Annotated in this window: 12 protein-coding genes and 1 riboswitch; of the genes, 11 read left to right on the top strand and 1 reads right to left on the bottom strand. The window is 72.6% G+C overall.

Translation table 11 applies throughout. The annotated features are described in order from the left end of the window. The first annotated feature begins 89 nt into the window (after positions 1–89). Together mfd and ACGF5O_RS38430 are read left to right on the top strand one after the other, a co-directional pair. Entirely contained in the window at positions 90–3635 is a 3546-nt protein-coding gene (gene mfd, locus ACGF5O_RS38435) for a transcription-repair coupling factor (protein ID WP_393814558.1), read from the top strand. 353 nt (positions 3636–3988) lie between these two features. Further along, a complete protein-coding gene (locus ACGF5O_RS38430) occupies positions 3989–4726 on the top strand; it encodes an HNH endonuclease family protein (RefSeq protein WP_393814557.1) in 738 nt (245 codons plus the stop codon). Positions 4727–4858: 132 nt separating this feature from the next. Here ACGF5O_RS38430 and ACGF5O_RS38425 read toward each other — a convergent pair whose 3' ends face one another. Continuing rightward, positions 4859–5566: a hypothetical protein gene (locus ACGF5O_RS38425; RefSeq protein ID WP_393814556.1), complete on the bottom strand. Its 708-nt coding sequence runs from the start codon at positions 5564–5566 to the stop codon at positions 4859–4861. 165 nt (positions 5567–5731) lie between these two features. Between ACGF5O_RS38425 and ACGF5O_RS38420 the strand changes: the two genes are divergently transcribed. The 9 genes from ACGF5O_RS38420 to ACGF5O_RS38380 all read left to right on the top strand — a co-directional run bounded on the left by ACGF5O_RS38420 (position 5732) and on the right by ACGF5O_RS38380 (position 16633). After that, positions 5732–7900, top strand: a complete 2169-nt coding sequence (locus ACGF5O_RS38420) for an N-6 DNA methylase (protein WP_393814555.1) — start codon at positions 5732–5734, stop codon at positions 7898–7900. Between the two features lie 258 nt (positions 7901–8158). Beyond that, positions 8159–8755, top strand: a complete 597-nt coding sequence (locus tag ACGF5O_RS38415) for a hypothetical protein (RefSeq protein ID WP_393814554.1) — start codon at positions 8159–8161, stop codon at positions 8753–8755. A 38-nt stretch (positions 8756–8793) separates the two neighbouring features. Continuing rightward, a complete protein-coding gene (locus ACGF5O_RS38410; protein ID WP_393814721.1) occupies positions 8794–10281 on the top strand; it encodes a protein kinase in 1488 nt (495 codons plus the stop codon). Positions 10282–10357: 76 nt separating this feature from the next. Then, the gene (locus tag ACGF5O_RS38405) at positions 10358–11182 is read left to right on the top strand and encodes a glycoside hydrolase domain-containing protein (protein ID WP_393814553.1); all 825 of its coding nucleotides are present in this window, start codon (positions 10358–10360) and stop codon (positions 11180–11182) included. A 183-nt stretch (positions 11183–11365) separates the two neighbouring features. Then, on the top strand, positions 11366–12013 hold the full coding sequence (locus tag ACGF5O_RS38400) for a SurA N-terminal domain-containing protein (RefSeq protein ID WP_393814552.1): 648 nt from the start codon (positions 11366–11368) through the stop codon (positions 12011–12013). Between the two features lie 109 nt (positions 12014–12122). Beyond that, entirely contained in the window at positions 12123–13148 is a 1026-nt protein-coding gene (locus tag ACGF5O_RS38395; protein ID WP_393814551.1) for a nucleoside triphosphate pyrophosphohydrolase, read from the top strand. Beyond that, positions 13145–14401, top strand: a complete 1257-nt coding sequence (locus tag ACGF5O_RS38390) for a cytochrome P450 (protein ID WP_393814550.1) — start codon at positions 13145–13147, stop codon at positions 14399–14401. The genes ACGF5O_RS38395 and ACGF5O_RS38390 overlap by 4 nt, the downstream gene beginning before the upstream one ends. Before the next feature lie 177 nt (positions 14402–14578). After that, on the top strand, positions 14579–15577 hold the full coding sequence (locus tag ACGF5O_RS38385) for a transglycosylase family protein (protein WP_393814549.1): 999 nt from the start codon (positions 14579–14581) through the stop codon (positions 15575–15577). A 194-nt stretch (positions 15578–15771) separates the two neighbouring features. Continuing rightward, positions 15772–15945, top strand: a riboswitch (cyclic di-AMP (ydaO/yuaA leader). 4 nt (positions 15946–15949) lie between these two features. Beyond that, positions 15950–16633: a transglycosylase family protein gene (locus tag ACGF5O_RS38380; protein WP_393814548.1), complete on the top strand. Its 684-nt coding sequence runs from the start codon at positions 15950–15952 to the stop codon at positions 16631–16633. Positions 16634–16716: the final 83 nt, after the last annotated feature.

The raw sequence follows: 16716 nt of genomic DNA, 5'->3' as shown, positions 1-16716 counted from the left end.
CGACGCGTCGTCGTACGCTGGAGACCCCCCGGTCGCAGCCCGCGCCGGGTACTTCGTGTTGCCCACCCCCCCGACGAAAGCCGCCCTGAATGAGCCTGCACGGTCTGCTCGACGCCGTCGTCAAGGACCCCGCCCTCGCGGAAGCGATCAAGGCGGCCGCGGACGGCAACCGCATGCACGTCGACCTGGTAGGCCCGCCCGCGGCCCGCCCCCTCGCGGTCGCCGCCCTGGCCCGCGAGTCCGGCCGCCCCGTCCTCGCCGTCACCGCCACCGGCCGCGAGGCCGAGGACCTGGCGTCGGCGCTGCGCACCCTGCTGCCCGCCGAGGGCGTCGCGGAGTACCCCTCCTGGGAGACGCTCCCGCACGAGCGGCTCAGCCCGCGCAGCGACACCGTCGGCCGCCGCCTCGCCGTCCTGCGCCGCCTCGCCCACCCCCGCCCCGACGACCCCGAGACCGGCCCGGTCTCCGTCGTCGTCGCCCCCGTACGATCCGTGCTCCAGCCGCAGGTCAAGGGCCTCGGCGACCTGGAACCGGTGGCGCTGCGCACCGGACAGAGCGCCGACCTGAACCAGGTGGTGGAAGCCCTCGCGGCCGCCGCCTACGCGCGCGTGGAGCTCGTCGAGAAGCGCGGCGAGTTCGCCGTCCGCGGCGGCATCCTGGACGTCTTCCCGCCCACCGAGGAACACCCCCTGCGGGTCGAGTTCTGGGGTGACGACGTCGAGGAGATCCGCTACTTCAAGGTCGCCGACCAGCGCTCCCTGGAGGTCGCCGAGCACGGCCTGTGGGCGCCGCCCTGCCGCGAGCTGCTGCTCACCGACGACGTCCGCGCCCGTGCGCGTGCCCTCGCCGAGGAGCACCCGGAGCTCGGCGAACTGCTCAACAAGATCGCCGAGGGGATCGCCGTCGAGGGCATGGAGTCCCTCGCCCCGGTCCTCGTCGACGACATGGAACTGCTGCTCGACGTGCTGCCCAAGGGCGCGATGGCCGTCGTGTGCGACCCGGAGCGGGTGCGGACGCGCGCCGCCGACCTGGTGGCGACCAGCCAGGAGTTCCTCCAGGCGTCCTGGGCGGCCACCGCGGGCGGCGGCGAGGCGCCCATCGACGTCGGCGCGGCCTCCCTGTGGTCCCTCGCGGACGTCCGCGACCGCGCGCGCGAGCTGGACATGATGTGGTGGTCGGTGTCGCCGTTCGCCGCCGACGAGGAGCTGTCCGCCGACACCCTCAAGCTCGGCATGCACGCCACCGAGACCTACCGCGGCGACACCGCCAAGGCCCTCGCCGACACCAAGGGCTGGCTGGCCGACGGCTGGCGCACGGTCTACGTCACCGAGGGCCACGGCACCGCCTCCCGCACCGTCGAGGTGCTCGGCGGCGAGGGCATCGCAGCCCGCCTCGACGTCGACCTGGCCGAACTGGGCCCCTCCGTCGTCCACGTGTCGTGCGGCTCCATCGACTACGGCTTCGTGGACCCGGCGCTCCGGCTCGCCGTCCTGACCGAGACCGACCTGTCCGGGCAGAAGGCGGCCGGCAAGGACGGCGCGCGGATGCCGGCCCGCCGCCGCAAGACCATCGACCCGCTCACCCTGGAGTCCGGCGACTACATCGTCCACGAGCAGCACGGCGTCGGCCGCTACATCGAGATGGTCCAGCGCACCGTGCAGGGCGCCACCCGCGAGTACCTGGTCGTCGAGTACGCCCCCGCCAAGCGCGGCCAGCCCGGCGACCGCCTGTACATCCCGACCGACCAGCTGGAGCAGATCACCAAGTACGTCGGCGGCGAGGCCCCCACCCTGCACCGCCTCGGCGGCGCGGACTGGACGAAGACCAAGGCGCGCGCCAAGAAGGCCGTCAAGGAGATCGCCGCCGACCTGATCAAGCTCTACAGCGCGCGCATGGCCGCACCCGGACACGCCTTCGGCGGGGACACCCCGTGGCAGCGCGAGCTGGAGGACGCCTTCCCGTACGCGGAGACCCCCGACCAGCTGACCACCATCGCCGAGGTCAAGGACGACATGGAGAAGTCGGTCCCGATGGACCGCCTGATCTGCGGCGACGTCGGCTACGGCAAGACCGAGATCGCGGTGCGGGCCGCCTTCAAGGCGGTCCAGGACGGCAAGCAGGTCGCCGTCCTCGTCCCCACCACGCTGCTGGTGCAGCAGCACTTCGGCACGTTCTCCGAGCGGTACTCGCAGTTCCCGGTGAGCGTGAAGGCGCTCTCCCGGTTCCAGACCGACACCGAGGCGAAGGGGACCCTGGAGGGCCTGCGCGAGGGCGCCGTCGACGTCGTCATCGGCACCCACCGGCTGTTCTCCTCCGAGACCAGGTTCAAGGACCTCGGCCTGGTCATCGTCGACGAGGAGCAGCGCTTCGGCGTCGAGCACAAGGAACAGCTGAAGAAGCTGCGCGCCAACGTCGACGTGCTCACCATGTCGGCCACGCCCATCCCGCGCACCCTGGAGATGGCGGTCACCGGCATCCGCGAGATGTCCACGATCACCACCCCGCCGGAGGAGCGGCACCCGGTGCTCACCTTCGTCGGGCCGTACGAGGAGAAGCAGATCGGCGCGGCCATCCGCCGTGAACTGCTGCGCGAGGGCCAGGTCTTCTACATCCACAACCGGGTCGAGTCCATCGACCGCGCGGCGGCCAGACTCCGCGAGATCGTCCCCGAGGCCCGCATCGCGACCGCCCACGGCCAGATGTCGGAGTCGGCCCTGGAGCAGGTCGTCGTCGACTTCTGGGAGAAGAAGTTCGACGTCCTCGTCTCGACCACGATCGTCGAGTCCGGCATCGACATCTCCAACGCCAACACCCTCATCGTGGAACGCGGCGACACCTTCGGCCTCTCCCAGCTGCACCAGCTGCGCGGCCGGGTCGGCCGGGGCCGCGAGCGCGGGTACGCGTACTTCCTGTACCCGCCGGAGAAGCCGCTCACCGAGACCGCGCACGAACGGCTCGCGACCATCGCCCAGCACACCGAGATGGGCGCCGGCATGTACGTGGCGATGAAGGACCTGGAGATTCGCGGCGCGGGCAACCTGCTCGGCGGCGAGCAGTCCGGGCACATCGCGGGCGTCGGCTTCGACCTGTACGTCCGCATGGTCGGCGAGGCCGTCGCGGACTACCGGCGGCAGCTGGAGGCAGGGGAGCCCTCGGCGGGAGGATGGGAGGAGCCGCCGCTGGAGGTCAAGATCGAGCTGCCCGTCGACGCGCACGTCCCGCACGACTACGCACCCGGCGAGCGGCTGCGCCTCCAGGCCTACCGTTCCATCGCCTCCGCCAACTCCGAGGACGACATCAGGGCCGTCCGCGAGGAACTCACCGACCGCTACGGCAAGCTGCCCGAGCCGGTGGAGAACCTGCTGCTCGTCGCCGGCCTGCGGATGCTCGCCCGCGCGTGCGGGGTCGGCGAGATCGTCCTCCAGGGCACCAACATCCGTTTCGCACCGGTGGAGTTGCGCGAGTCGCAGGAACTGCGCGTCAAGCGCCTCTACCCGGGAACCGTCATCAAGCCGGCCGTCCACCAGCTGCTGGTGCCCCGCCCCAAGACCGCGAAGGTGGGCGGCAAGCCGCTCGTCGGGCGGGAACTGCTGAGCTGGGTCGGGGAGTTCCTCGCCTCGATCCTGGGATCGTAGAAGGACCCGGTCCGGCGTCGCGGAGGATCCCGGCGCGAAGCGGGGCGTGGCCTTCGCCGGTCTCCCGGCACGGGCCGCGCCCCGCCCTCTTCGTCACACGCCTGTGAGGCGTGCGCGCGCGACAAGGTGTCAGCCGCGCCATCGGGGGCATTCGTTCGCCGCGGGGAGTGAGCGGGCGCGAAGTACGTACGGTCCGAGCTTCGTCCCGGTCGCCTCCCGGCGGCCGACAGAGGCGAGTTGCGGGTACGTGTCGTTTTGCGCCCCGTCCGGGGCGAACCGCGCGGCAGTTACCGTGGGACCAGCGGAAATCCGCCCGTGCGGAGGCGGACCGGGGTAAGGAAGAGGGGGCGCACGTGGCGCGTCTGAGGGGCGGGGCGGTCGTGGCCGTCGTCATGGTCTTCGCCGTGGCCGGCTGCAAGGACTTGCAGGACAAGGGGAGTTCGGGAGCCGAGGGCGGCGCGGGAGGCGCCGGAGGCGCCGGAGGCGGCGGGGCGGCCCTGGCCGCGGCCGATTCGCTGACCGTCAAGGGGCGGGCGCCGAAGACCGGTTACTCCCGGGAGAAGTTCGGCTCCGCCTGGGCGGATACCGACTCCAACTCCTGCGACACCCGGGACGACATACTCAAGCGCGACCTGAAGGACGTGAAGTACACCGGCGGCGACTGCAAGGTCTCCTACGGGGTGCTGGAGCCGGACCCCTACTCCGGCAAGGAGGTCACCTACCGGCGGGGTCGCAGCCTGGTCGACATCGACCACCTCGTCGCGCTCTCCGACGCCTGGCAGACGGGCGCCAAGTACTGGGACGCCAGCAAGCGGATAGCCCTGGCCAACGACCCGCTGAACCTGCTGGCCGTCGACGCGAGCGCCAACCGCGGCAAGGGCGACGGCGACACCGCCACCTGGCTGCCGCCCGACAAGTCCTACCGCTGCACCTACGTCGCCGCGCAGGTCGCCGTGAAGAAGAAGTACGGCCTGTGGACCACCGCCGCCGAGAAGGCCGCGATGAAGAAGGTGCTGGAGGGCTGCCCGGGGCAGAAACTCCCCTCGGGCGGCAACCCGACCAAGGCCCCGAGCCGCTTCAAGGCGCGCTGAACCGTCCCGTCCCCGCCGTGGGTGCCACTGCCTCGGGGGGTGCCTCGGGAGAGGTGCCCCGGGAGGGGGTGGCCGCGCGGCGGAGGACGGAGGCGGGACGCCGGCCCCGGGCCCCGGGCGCCGGTCGTCCGGTTACTTCTTCAGTGCCGACAGGATCGTCGTCGTCACCTTCTTCGCGGACGCGGCACCGTTGTCGCCGCCCGCCGTGGACAGCACGGTGACCACCGAGCCGCCGGAGCGGGCCGCGATCAGCGTGGTGCCGTTCTCCCAGTAGCCGCTCGTCAGCGTCATCGTGTAGGCCTCGTCGCCGAGTCCGGCCGTCGCGCCGCCGGTGAGCTTCACCTTGGCGTGCGCGTCGGTGTCCGTGAACGTGGCGCACTCGGCGGCCACGGTCCGCAGCGCCTTCATCACCTCGGTCGCGGTGGTGCCCTGGAAGGCGTCGATCTCCTGGTCCACTTCCTCGGTCTTGTTCGCGTAGCCGTTCTGCGCGAACGACACCCCGCCCTTGTAGCCGGACACCTGGATCCAGGACGTGCTCTCCAGTCTGGTGCAGTCCGGCTTCCCCGCCTTCCGGCCGGCCGGGGAGAGGAACTGGCCGCCGCTGTCCGCGGAGCCGTCGGACTCCAGGGTCAGCCCGGCCGGGAAGGCCGAGGCGGGCGCCAGCGCCTGCTTCAGCTGCGTGCCCGTGGCCAGACCGGAGTTGGGGTCCTTCGCCTTGGCCGGCTCGGCGCTCGTGCCGGTCCCGGAGTCGGAGCCGGTGGAGCCGGTGGAGCAGGCGGTCAGGGCCAGCGGGAGGGCCGCGGCGGCTATCAGCATCACGGCGCGGGACGGGAGACGCATCGGGAGTCCTTCGGGAGTTGGTGAAGCGGTGGGTCAATAACAGCAGAGGCTGTGAACCGAGTCAACATGGCTTACGAAGGTCGATGTGTACACGTGCGTGAAAGGGGGGATCTTGTGCGCGTCGGTATGCTCGGTGCACACATGGGACAAGGGGAGCGAGGCCGCGTGCAGGACAACGCCACAGAGGTGACCGCGGCCGGCATCGCACGGCTCGCCGGGGTGGGCCGCGCCGCCGTCAGCAACTGGCGGCGCCGGCACGCCGACTTCCCCAAGCCGGTCGGCGGCACCGAGAGCAGCCCGTCCTTCGCGCTCGCCGAGGTCGAGTCCTGGCTGCGCAAGCAGGGCAAACTCGCCGAGGTGCCGCTGCGCGAACGGGTCTGGCAGCAACTCGCCGGGCACCCCGACGGCGCGCTGACGGCGCTGGTGCACGCCGGCTGCGTGCTGCTGCTGATCCACGAGCGCCCCACCGTCTGGCTGCACGTGAGCGCCGGCTCCGACGAGCGCCTGGCCGCGATGCTGCCGGCCGCGCTGGACGAGGTGTTGACCGCGCGCCTCCGCGGCGCGGTGGAGCCCACGGTTCACAGCGGCCGGGCCTCGGATGCCGCCGAAGCTGTGAACAGGTCCGGCGGCACGGAAGATGTGAACACCGCCCACCCCGCTGCCTCCCTCGGCCCCGCCTCGCTCGCCACCCCCGCCCCGCCCGCCGCTCCCGCCGTCCCCACCCCCACCGGCCCCCAGCTCCTCCCCTCCGCCCCCCTCCTGCGCGGCGCCGCCGAACTGGCCGCCGAGGTCGGAGCCCGGCAGGCCTTCGAGTTCCTGCTGGGCCGGCACCTGGACGCCAACCCCCGCCAGTACACGCTCACCCCGGCCGAACTCGCCGGTCTCATGGCCGACCTGGCCGGCCCCGCCCGCACCGTGCTGGACCCGGCCTGCGGAACCGGCGCCCTGCTGCGGGCCGTCGACGTCCGCCCCGGCCAGGAGCTGTACGCCCAGGACAGCGCCCCCGACCTCGCCGCGCTGACCGCGCTGCGGCTCGCGCTGCACTCCCGGGCCGGGGTGCACGGCGCGGCCGGCGACACCCTGCGCGCCGACGCCTACCCGGAGCTGCGCGCCGACGCGGTGCTCTGCCACCCGCCGTTCAACGAGCGCAACTGGGGCCACGACGAGCTGGCGTACGACGCGCGCTGGGAGTACGGCTTCCCCGCCCGCACCGAGTCCGAACTGGCCTGGGTGCAGCACGCCCTGGCCCGGCTCGCCGACGGCGGCACCGCGGTCCTGCTGATGCCGCCGGCCGTCGCGTCCCGCCGTTCCGGGCGCCGGATCCGCGCCGACCTGCTGCGCCGTGGCGCGCTCCGGGCGCTGGTCGCGCTGCCGGCCGGGGCGGCGCCGCCGTACAGCATCCCGCTGCACCTGTGGGTGCTGCGCCGGCCCGACCGGACGCCGGCCACGCCCGAGGTGCTGCTCGTGGACACCGGGAGGTTCACCGGGGAGGGGCGCGGCGGTCCCGACCGGGCGGCCGTACGCGACGCCGTCCTGGACGCCTGGCGTGCCTTCGAACGCGACGGGGGGCCGGTGGAACGGCCGGGGCTGGCCCGGTCGGTGCCGGTCATCGAACTCCTCGACGACGACGTGGACCTCGCCCCCGCCCGCCATCTGCCCCCGGCCGCCGCGGCCGACGGCGCGGAGGAGCTCACGGCGGTCCGCGAGCGGCTCGGCGAGACCCTGCGCCTGACCGTGGGCCTCACCCCGCCCCCGGCCGTCCAGGCGCCGCACGCGCGGTGGCCGCTCACCACCGTCGGCGAACTCGCGCGCGGCGGCGCGCTGGTGCTGCGCACCGGCGGGAACGGCGGCCACGCGCGCGTGCCCGTGCTCACCGACCACGACGTCGTCGCCGCGGCGGCGCCCTCGGGCACCCTTCCCGAGAGCGAGGAGGAGGCCGTGCTGACCGAGCCGGGCGACGTCGTCGTGCCGGTCCTCGGCGGGGGCGCGGTGGCGCGGGTGATCGACGAGGCGACGGCGGGCGCCGCCCTGGGGCGCAACCTCGTACTGCTGCGCCCCGATCACGCGGCCCTCGACCCGTGGTTCCTCGCCGGCTTCCTGCGCGGCACCGCCAACAACCGGCAGGCCAGCAGCTATGCCTCCACGGCGACCCGGCTGGACGTGCGCCGGCTGCAACTGCCCCGGCTCCCGCTGGCGGAACAGCGGCGCTACGGCGCGCGGTTCCGCGCACTCGACGAGTTCGAGCGGACGCTGCGCCGGGCGAGCCGGCTCGGGGAGCACCTCGTGCGCGGGATGTACGACGGCCTCACCGACGGGACCGTCACGCCCGACTGAGCCCTGACCGACCGGGACGGAGCCCTGACCGACCGGACGGAGCGCTGACCGGCCCGCCGAGCCTTGAGCGGCCCGCCGGAGCCCTGACCGGCCCGCGCGGGCGGTCGCTCCGACAACGGTTCGGTACAACCCGAACCGGTTGTCCGTGCCGGGCCATATGCTCGGTCCGACCATCGCACGACCGGTGTCGTCCGCGGGCGGACGGCGACGGGCGGGCACGTACGCCCTTTTTCAGGCACCAGGCACCCAGGAGCGATCATGCAAGGCCAGGGCCATGCGCAGCCGGTGCAGCGGCCGCCGCACGACGCGGTACTGGTCCTGCTGCGTGTGGTGTTCGTGACGATGGCGGTGTGCAGCGCCGGCTTCCTGGCCTGGGCGATGCTGCTGCGGCTGGCCGTCGTGACCCGCAGGTCGGTGGATTTCGGGCTGCTGGTGGCGGTGGCGGCGGCCGACGTCCTCAGCATCGTGCTGCTGGGCACCGAACCCGGCGACGAGGTGCACACCGCCGGCGGCTACGTGGGGATCACCCTGCTGTTCGGCACGCTCCTGCTCGGCGTCGTCTACTACCTCGTGGCCGACGTACGCCACTTCCAGCGGCAGCGCGAGGCGTACCGGGCGCAGGCGCAGGCGCCGGCGTACGGCTACCCGCCCGCCGCCGCGCCGTACGCCACGGGGACGACCGGCCAGGGCACGCAGCCCCCGATACCCGCGCCCCCGCAGCCTCCGATACCCGCGCCGCCGCAGCGCCCGGCGCCCGTCCGGATCGACCAGGTGCGCGCCGAACTCGACGAGCTCAGCGACTATCTGCGCAAGCACGACGGACACCGCGAGGGCGACCACGAGGGCGGACGGTGACCGTGGCGACAGGACGGGTCGTCGCCGGCCGCTACGAGCTGTCCACGCTCATCGGACAGGGCGGCATGGGCCAGGTGTGGACGGCCTACGACCAGCGGCTCGACCGGCGGGTGGCGGTGAAGCTGCTGCGCCCCGACAAGGTGGCGGGCGCGGAGGCGGAGGAGCTGCGCCGCAGGTTCCTGCGGGAGTGCCGGGTGACCGCGCAGGTCGACCACCCCGGCCTGGTCACCGTGCACGACGCGGGCAGCGAGGGCGAGGAGCTCTTCCTCGTCATGCAGTACGTGGACGGCGCCGACCTCTCCGACCACCTGGCCGAGCACGACCCGTACCCGTGGCAGTGGGCGGTGGCGGTGGCCGCGCAGCTGTGCGCCGTGCTGAGCGCCGTGCACGCCGTGCCGATCGTCCACCGCGACCTCAAGCCGCGCAACGTGATGGTGAAGCAGGACGGCACGGTCACCGTCCTCGACCTGGGCGTGGCCTCCGTCATGGACACGGACACCACCCGCCTCACCCACACCGGCTCCCCGATCGGCTCGCCCGCCTACATGGCGCCCGAGCAGGCGATGGGCGGCGCGGTCGGCCCGTACACCGACCTGTACGCGCTCGGCGTGCTGCTGCACGAACTGCTCAGCGGGGAGGTGCCGTTCGCGGGTTCCACGGCGCTCGGCGTGCTGCACCGGCATCTGTACGAGCCGCCGCTGCCCGTGCGCCGGACCCGCCCCGAGGTCCCGGAGCCGCTGGAGAGCCTCGTGCTGCGGCTGCTCGCCAAGGACCCGCAGCACCGCCCGGCCTCCGCGCAGGAGGTCTACGAGAGCCTGGCATCGCTCCTGCCCGCGCGCGGGACGCCGTCCGGGTCGCCCCTGGACCCCACCCGCCCCTTCCTGCGCCCGCACGCCCCCTGGCCGGACCGGGCCCGGACGCCCGCACCCCAGCCCGCCGCCCCCGTGGCCGCCGTACCGGACCGGCCGGACGTCGCCGCCGCCGTCGACGAGGTCAAGCGGCTGCTCGACGAGGGACGCATCACCCAGGCCGTGGACATCCTGGGCGCGATCCTGCCCGTCGCCGCCGACCAGCACGGCGAGCGCTCCACGGTCGTACGCACCCTGCGCAAGCAGTACGCGGCCACGCTGATGGACGACGGGCAGTACCGGCGCGCGCTGCCCGAACTGCGCCGGCTCGCCGACGAACGCGCCGCCGAGGCGGGCCAGGCCGACCCGCAGGCCCTGCGCTTCCGCTACGAGACCGCCCAGTGCCTGGAACAGCTCGGCGAACCGGCGGCGGCGCTCGCGGAGTACCGCGCGCTGCTGCCGTACTACGAGAACCAGTACGTGGCCGGCGACCCGCAGCTCGCGCACGACGTGCGCCGCCGGATCGGGCATCTGCTGCTCGCGCTCGGCGACCGCTCGGCCGCCCACGACACGTTCACCCGGCTGCTGTTCGACGTGGAACGGCTGCACGGGCCCGGCCATCCGCTGGCCGGCGAGGTGCGGCGGACCCTGCACTGGCTGGGCCAGATGCGCGGCTAGCCTCCGCGCAGTGCATACTGCACCTACTTTTCGCACAACTGGCCGTACAGCAAAGACACAGGGGTGGGGTTCCGGCATGTCCAGCCATCGGCAGTCGAGGAAGCGCAGATACATCACCTGGGGCGTCGCGGGTGCCGCGGTCGTCGCCGGGGCCGGGATCGCCGCGCAGACCTCCATGGCGGCCACCACCTGGCCCGCCCAGAAGACGTTCACCGGCCGCGCCTTCGACACCTGCACCGCACCCTCCACCACCGTGATGAAGGCCTGGAACACCGGCTTCTACGGCGCCGCCGCCGTCTACATCGGCGGCAAGAACCGCGGCTGCAACCAGCCCAACCTCACCGCCTCCTGGGTCAAGTCCGTCTCCGCGCTCGGCTGGAAACTCATCCCGCTCTACGTCGGCTCCCAGCCGTCCTGCGGATCCGGCGGCTCGGTGAAGATCAGCGCCTCCACCGCCGCCTCCGTCGGCAAGTCCGAGGCGGACGACGCCGTGTCCAAGGCCGCCGCGCTCGGCATGAAGGCCGGCAGCCCGATCTACCTCGACATGGAGGCGTACGACACGACGAACACGTCGTGCAACAACGCCGTGCTGACCTATGTCCGGGCCTTCGACAAGGAACTGCGGGCGAAGACGTACCGCGCCGGCTACTACGGCTTCACCAGCTCCAGCGCCAAGGCGATCGCGAACGCCACGGACAAGACGGACCTGCCGGGCAACCTCTGGTACGCGCTGTGGGACAAGCAGAACACCACGACCGCGGACTGGCCGTTCGGCTCGACCCAGTACACCGGGCACAGCCGGGCCCACCAGTACATGGTGAACAGCAAGGAGACGCGCGGCGGTTACACGATCACCGTGGACCGCGACGCGTGGGACGCCCCGGTGGCGATCACGGGCTGAGCGGGGATCCGTACGGGGGCCGCACGGGATCCGTACCGGAAACCCTTGCGGAGGGTGGTGCGGCGGTGCCGGACGCGCGCGTGAATCGTTGGTCGAATGGGTTGGCCAGAGCCTGCCCACTGCCTACCATCGATCACCGCAAGACTTTGTGCACCGTCGCACAATCTCCTCGGGAGGTCCTCCTTGCACCGCCGCCGTCGCACCGCGCTCCTCCTCTCCGCCGCGATCGCCGCCGCGGCCCCCTTCCTGACCGCCTGCGGAAGCGACGCGCATCCGGGCGCGGCGGCCGTCGTGGGCGGCCAGCGGATCACCGTCTCGCAGCTGGAGAACCGCGTGAACGAGGTGCGCCGGGCGCAGCGCGCCGCGGTGCCGGACGAGACGCAGTACCAGCAGGTCCTCGCCTCCACCAGCAGCCTCACCCGGGACACCCTGTACAACATGGTGCTCGACCGGGTGCTGCACCGGGCCGCCCAGGACGCCGGCGTCAGCGTCACCCGCGCGGAGGTCGAGCAGATGCGCTCCGGCCTCGAACAGCAGGCCGGCAGCTCCGCCGCCCTGCAGACGGCCTGGCTGCAGAAGTACGGCATCGCCCCCAGCCGGCTCGACGACAACCTCCGCTTCCAGGTGGAGGCCAAGAAGCTCGCCGAGGCGCTCGGCACCGACACCTCGCAGCCCGCCTTCTGGAAGGCCCTGGCCGGCGCCTCCAAGGAGCTCCACGTCGACCTCAACCCGCGCTACGGCGCCTGGGACGTCCAGAAGAGCAGCCGGGTGGACGCCAAGACGCCGTGGGTACGGGAGGTCACCTCGGCCGGGACGCAGGTGTCGGCGTAGGACGGGCCACCGGGGGAGTCACCTCCGCTGCGGTCGTACGATCACTTGATCGCCCCCACCCTGTGGACAAACCGCGAGGTGGGCGGCGGCGGTGCGTTACGTTCGGAGCGTGAACACCACCAGGCCCGAACCCACCACCCCGGACCCCTCTCCTGCTCCCACTCCCGCGCCTGCGACCGCCGGCGCCGGCCGGGTCGTCCTGCTCACCACCAGCCACCGGGTCGCCCCGGGCCTGCTGTCCTGGCCCGCCTGGCAGGCGCTGCGGGCGGCGGACCGGGTGCTGTGCGCGGACGGCGCCCATCCCCAGCTGCCGTATCTGCGGGAGGCCGGGACGGCCGTGGACGAGGCCGCCCCCACCGCCGAGGAGCTGGTCGACGCCTGCGCCGGCGGCCGGACCGTGGTGGTCGTGGCGACGGGCGAGGGCGAGTCAGCCCTCACCGACGGCCTGGCCCGCCTGGCCGGCTCCGGCCGGGTCCGGATGCCCGAGCTGGAGCTGCTCCCCGCCTCCTACGACCTGCCCGGCGCCCGCCTCCTCGACCTCGTGCAGGTCATGGACCGGATCCGCGAGGAGTGCCCCTGGTCGTCCCGGCAGACCCACCAGGGCCTCGCGAAGTACGGCATCGAGGAGGCGTACGAGCTCGTCGAGGCGATCGAGGAGGGCGACCGCGACGAACTGCGCGAGGAACTGGGCGACGTGCTCCTCCAGGTCGTCTTCCACGCGCGGATCGCGGAGGAGGACCAGGACGCCCCCTTCTCGATCGACGACGTGGCGGGAGGCATCGTCGCCAAGCTCATCCACCGCCACCCGCACGTCTTCGGCGACGAGACCGCGTCGACGCCGGAGGAGGTCAAGGAGCACTGGCTGCGCACGAAGGCGGTGGAGAAGTGGCGCGCGTCCGTGACCGACGGGATACCCCTTGCCCAGCCGGGCCTCGCCCTGGCCGCGAAGCTGACCTCACGGGTGCGGACGGCCGGTCTCGACGTGCCGCTGCCGCAGGCGCCGGGCATCGGGTACGAGCTGCTCGCGCTGGCGGCCCGCGCCGAGGCGGAGGGCGTCGACCCGGAGGCCGCGCTCCGGGCGGCGGCCCGGGCCTACCGGGACGCGGTGCGGGCCACGGAGGGAGTGGAGAAGTGACCGCCCCCGCCCCCGACCTCTTCACCTGGGAGTTCGCCGCCGACCCCTACCCCGCCTACGCCTGGCTGCGGGAGCACGAGCCGGTTCGGCGGACCCGGCTGCCCAGCGGGGTGGAGGCCTGGCTGGTCACGCGGTACGGGGACGCCAAGCAGGCGCTGGCCGACCCGAGGCTCTCCAAGAACTCGGCGCATCACGACGAGCCCGCGCACGCCAAGGGGAAGACCGGCATCCCCGGGGAGCGCAAGGCCGAGTTGATGACGCACCTGCTCAACATCGACCCGCCGGACCACACCAGGCTGCGGCGGCTGGTGAGCAAGGCGTTCACCCCGCGCCGGGTGGCCGAGTTCGCGCCGCGGGTCCGTGAGCTGACCGACCGGCTCATCGACGGGTTCGCGGAGCGGGGCGAGGCCGACCTCATCCACGAGTTCGCCTTCCCGCTGCCCATCTACGCCATCTGCGACCTGCTCGGCGTCCCGCCCGAGGACCAGGACGACTTCCGGGACTGGGCGGGGATGATGATCCGGCACGGGGGCGGGCCGCGGGGCGGGGTCGCGCGGTCCGTGAAGAAGATGCGCGGATATCTGGCCGAGCTGATCCACCGGAAGCGGGAGGCGCTGCCCGCCGAGGCAGGTCCCGGCGAGGACCTCATCTCCGGGCTCATCCGGGCCTCGGACCACGGAGAGCACCTCACCGAGAACGAGGCCGCGGCCATGGCGTTCATCCTGCTGTTCGCCGGCTTCGAGACCACCGTCAACCTGATCGGGAACGGCACGTACGCGCTGCTCACCCACCCCGGGCAGCGGGCCCGCCTGCAGGAGTCCCTGGCCGCCGGCGAGCGCGGGCTGCTGGAGACCGGCGTCGAGGAACTGCTGCGCTACGACGGGCCGGTGGAGCTGGCCACCTGGCGGTTCGCCACCGAGCCGGTCGCGATCGGCGGGCAGCACATCGCCCCCGGCGACCCGGTCCTGGTCGTCCTGGCCGCGGCCGACCGGGACCCGGAGCGGTTCGCCGAGCCGGACACCCTCGACCTCGCCCGGCGGGACAACCAGCACCTCGGATACGGCCACGGCATCCACTACTGCCTGGGCGCCCCGCTCGCCCGCCTGGAAGGGCAGACCGCGCTCGCCGGTCTCCTCACCCGCCTTCCCGACCTGCGACTCGCGGTGGACGAGAGCGAGTTGCGGTGGCGCGGCGGGCTCATCATGCGCGGGCTGCGCACGCTGCCCGTGGAGTTCACGCCGACCGGCCGCTGAAGCCTCCACCTGCCCCTACGGGCAAAAGATGATTAGCGTTCAAGTCTGTGATCTTCACGTGATCTGCGCGGCATTAACTTGTGACAAGTGATCGTCTGCCGATACGTTCACCCCTCAGTACGGCGCCCTTGCGGGACCCGCCGTGCCGGTCACCGCTGTCGCTCGAAAGGTTTCCGCATGCTCTCCGGGAACGGTCGTCACCGTCGCCCCCGCCAGGCTCCGGCGCTCCTCGTCGCGGCCGGGGTGACCGGCTCCGCCATCGCCCTCCCGCTCCTCGGCGCGGTGAACGCCAGCGCGGCCGACGGCTCCACCTGGGACCAGGTGGCCGAGTGCGAGAGCGGCGGTTCCTGGAGCGCCGACAACGGCACCGGCTACTACGGCGGTCTCCAGATCTCCCTGGACGACTGGAGCGAGTACGGGGGCCTGGAGTACGCCGGCACCCCCGACCAGGCGAGCCGTTCGCAGCAGATCGCGGTCGCCGAGAAGATGCTCGCCGACCAGGGCACCAAGGCCTGGCGGACCTGCGCCCTGATCGCCGGACTCTCGTCCGACGACGCGTCGGTGAACGTCGACACGGGCCTCGGCGACTCGAGTGATTCGTCCGGTTCCTCCGACTCGTCGGACTCGTCCTCGGGGCTGTCGGACTCGTCCTCGTCCTCCGGTTCCGACTCCTCCTCGGGCGCCGCGGACTCCGGGAGCGAGTCCGCCACCCCCTTGCCGAGCGCGAGTGCCGACAGCGACTCCAAGGCGGACAGCTCCGGCAAGTCCAGCAAGACGGACAAGTCGGAATCGTCCAAGTCCGGCTCGGATGCCGACGCTTCGAAGGCGAGCGGGAGCCCTGCCGTCTCCGAGTCCGACGACTCGGACAATTCGTGGCAGACCGGTGGCTCTTGGAGCCTGGTCGACACGGGCGCCGTCGGCAGTGGCGGCAAGCACCGTGGCGGCTCGGCGGACGAAAGCGTGACAAACGGTCAGGGCTCCGCCTCCAACGGCCGGCACGCCTCCCGCGACAGCGGCACCTACACCGTCCGTGACGGCGACACCCTCGCCTCCATCGCCGACTCCCTTGACCTCGACGGCGGATGGCGCGCGCTCTACGACGCGAACAAGGCCGACATCGGCACCGACCCGAACGCCATCGCTCCCGGTCAGACCCTGAAACTCGGCAGCGAATAGGGCGAAAAGCGGCGGGAGTTGGCGCCCCGCTTCGAGCCGAATGTCCGTTTTGGTGAAAGTGTGGGATGAGTCTCAGAAGCCCTGATCATCTTTGAAATTCACCGGATCGCCTGTTTACGGTCAAGGCCGCTCGTCACCACGAGCCCCGGCCGTCGCAACGCCGAGTCCTGCCAGCGGCCGTCCGGGAACAGTCGTCGCGTCATGCGCCGTAGGCAGGAGCGGGGGACCCAAGGTAAGTGCCGGGACCGGTGGTTGAGGCCGCCGATCCGGCTCGGGGTGAAGCCGCGCACCGACACACGGTGTGCGGCCGGGCAACTCAACCGGCCCGAACCCGACAGCTCACCTCGCAGGCGTCGGTGAGGGGATCGATCCATGCTGTTCTCCGGCAAGGGCAAGCACCGCCGTCCGTCCAAGGCCGTCCGCGCCATCGCCGTCGCCGGTGTCACCGGCGTCGCCGTCGCCGCGCCGCTGATGGCGGCCGGCAGCGCCTCCGCCGCCACCGCCTCCGAGTGGGACACCGTCGCCCAGTGCGAGTCCGGCGGCAACTGGTCCATCAACACCGGCAACGGCTACTACGGCGGTCTCCAGTTCTCCGCCTCCACCTGGGCCGCGTACGGCGGCACGCAGTACGCCGCGCAGGCCAACCAGGCCAGCAAGGCGCAGCAGATCACGATCGCCGAGAAGGTCCTCGCCGCGCAGGGCAAGGGTGCCTGGCCGGTCTGCGGCACGGGCCTGTCCGGCGCCGCCTACACCGGCGGCAGCGCCGGCTCGACCAGCTCCTCGTCGAGCAGCAGCACCGGCACCCGCTCGACCGACACCCAGGCCGCCTCCCGCTCCGCCGAGCGCCCGGCCGCCAAGAAGACCGTCACCACCCCGACCGGCAAGAAGGTCAAGAAGGGCGACGGCGAGTACAAGGTCGTCAAGGGCGACACCCTCAGCTCGATCGCCGAGAAGCACAAGGTCAAGGGCGGCTGGCAGGCGCTGTTCAAGCTGAACAAGGACATCGTCGACGACGCCGACTTCATCTACCCGGGCCAGCAGCTGCACCTGAAGTAAGACCCAGCTGAACCACAGCCCCCACACAGCCGTGGTCCCCATAGTGGGGACCACGTGAGGGTCACCCCCGTCCCCCACGAGCC

Source organism: Streptomyces sp. NPDC048291 (assembly GCF_043201715.1).
Taxonomy (GTDB): domain Bacteria; phylum Actinomycetota; class Actinomycetes; order Streptomycetales; family Streptomycetaceae; genus Streptomyces.
This window is presented reverse-complemented; position numbering and strand designations above follow the sequence as displayed.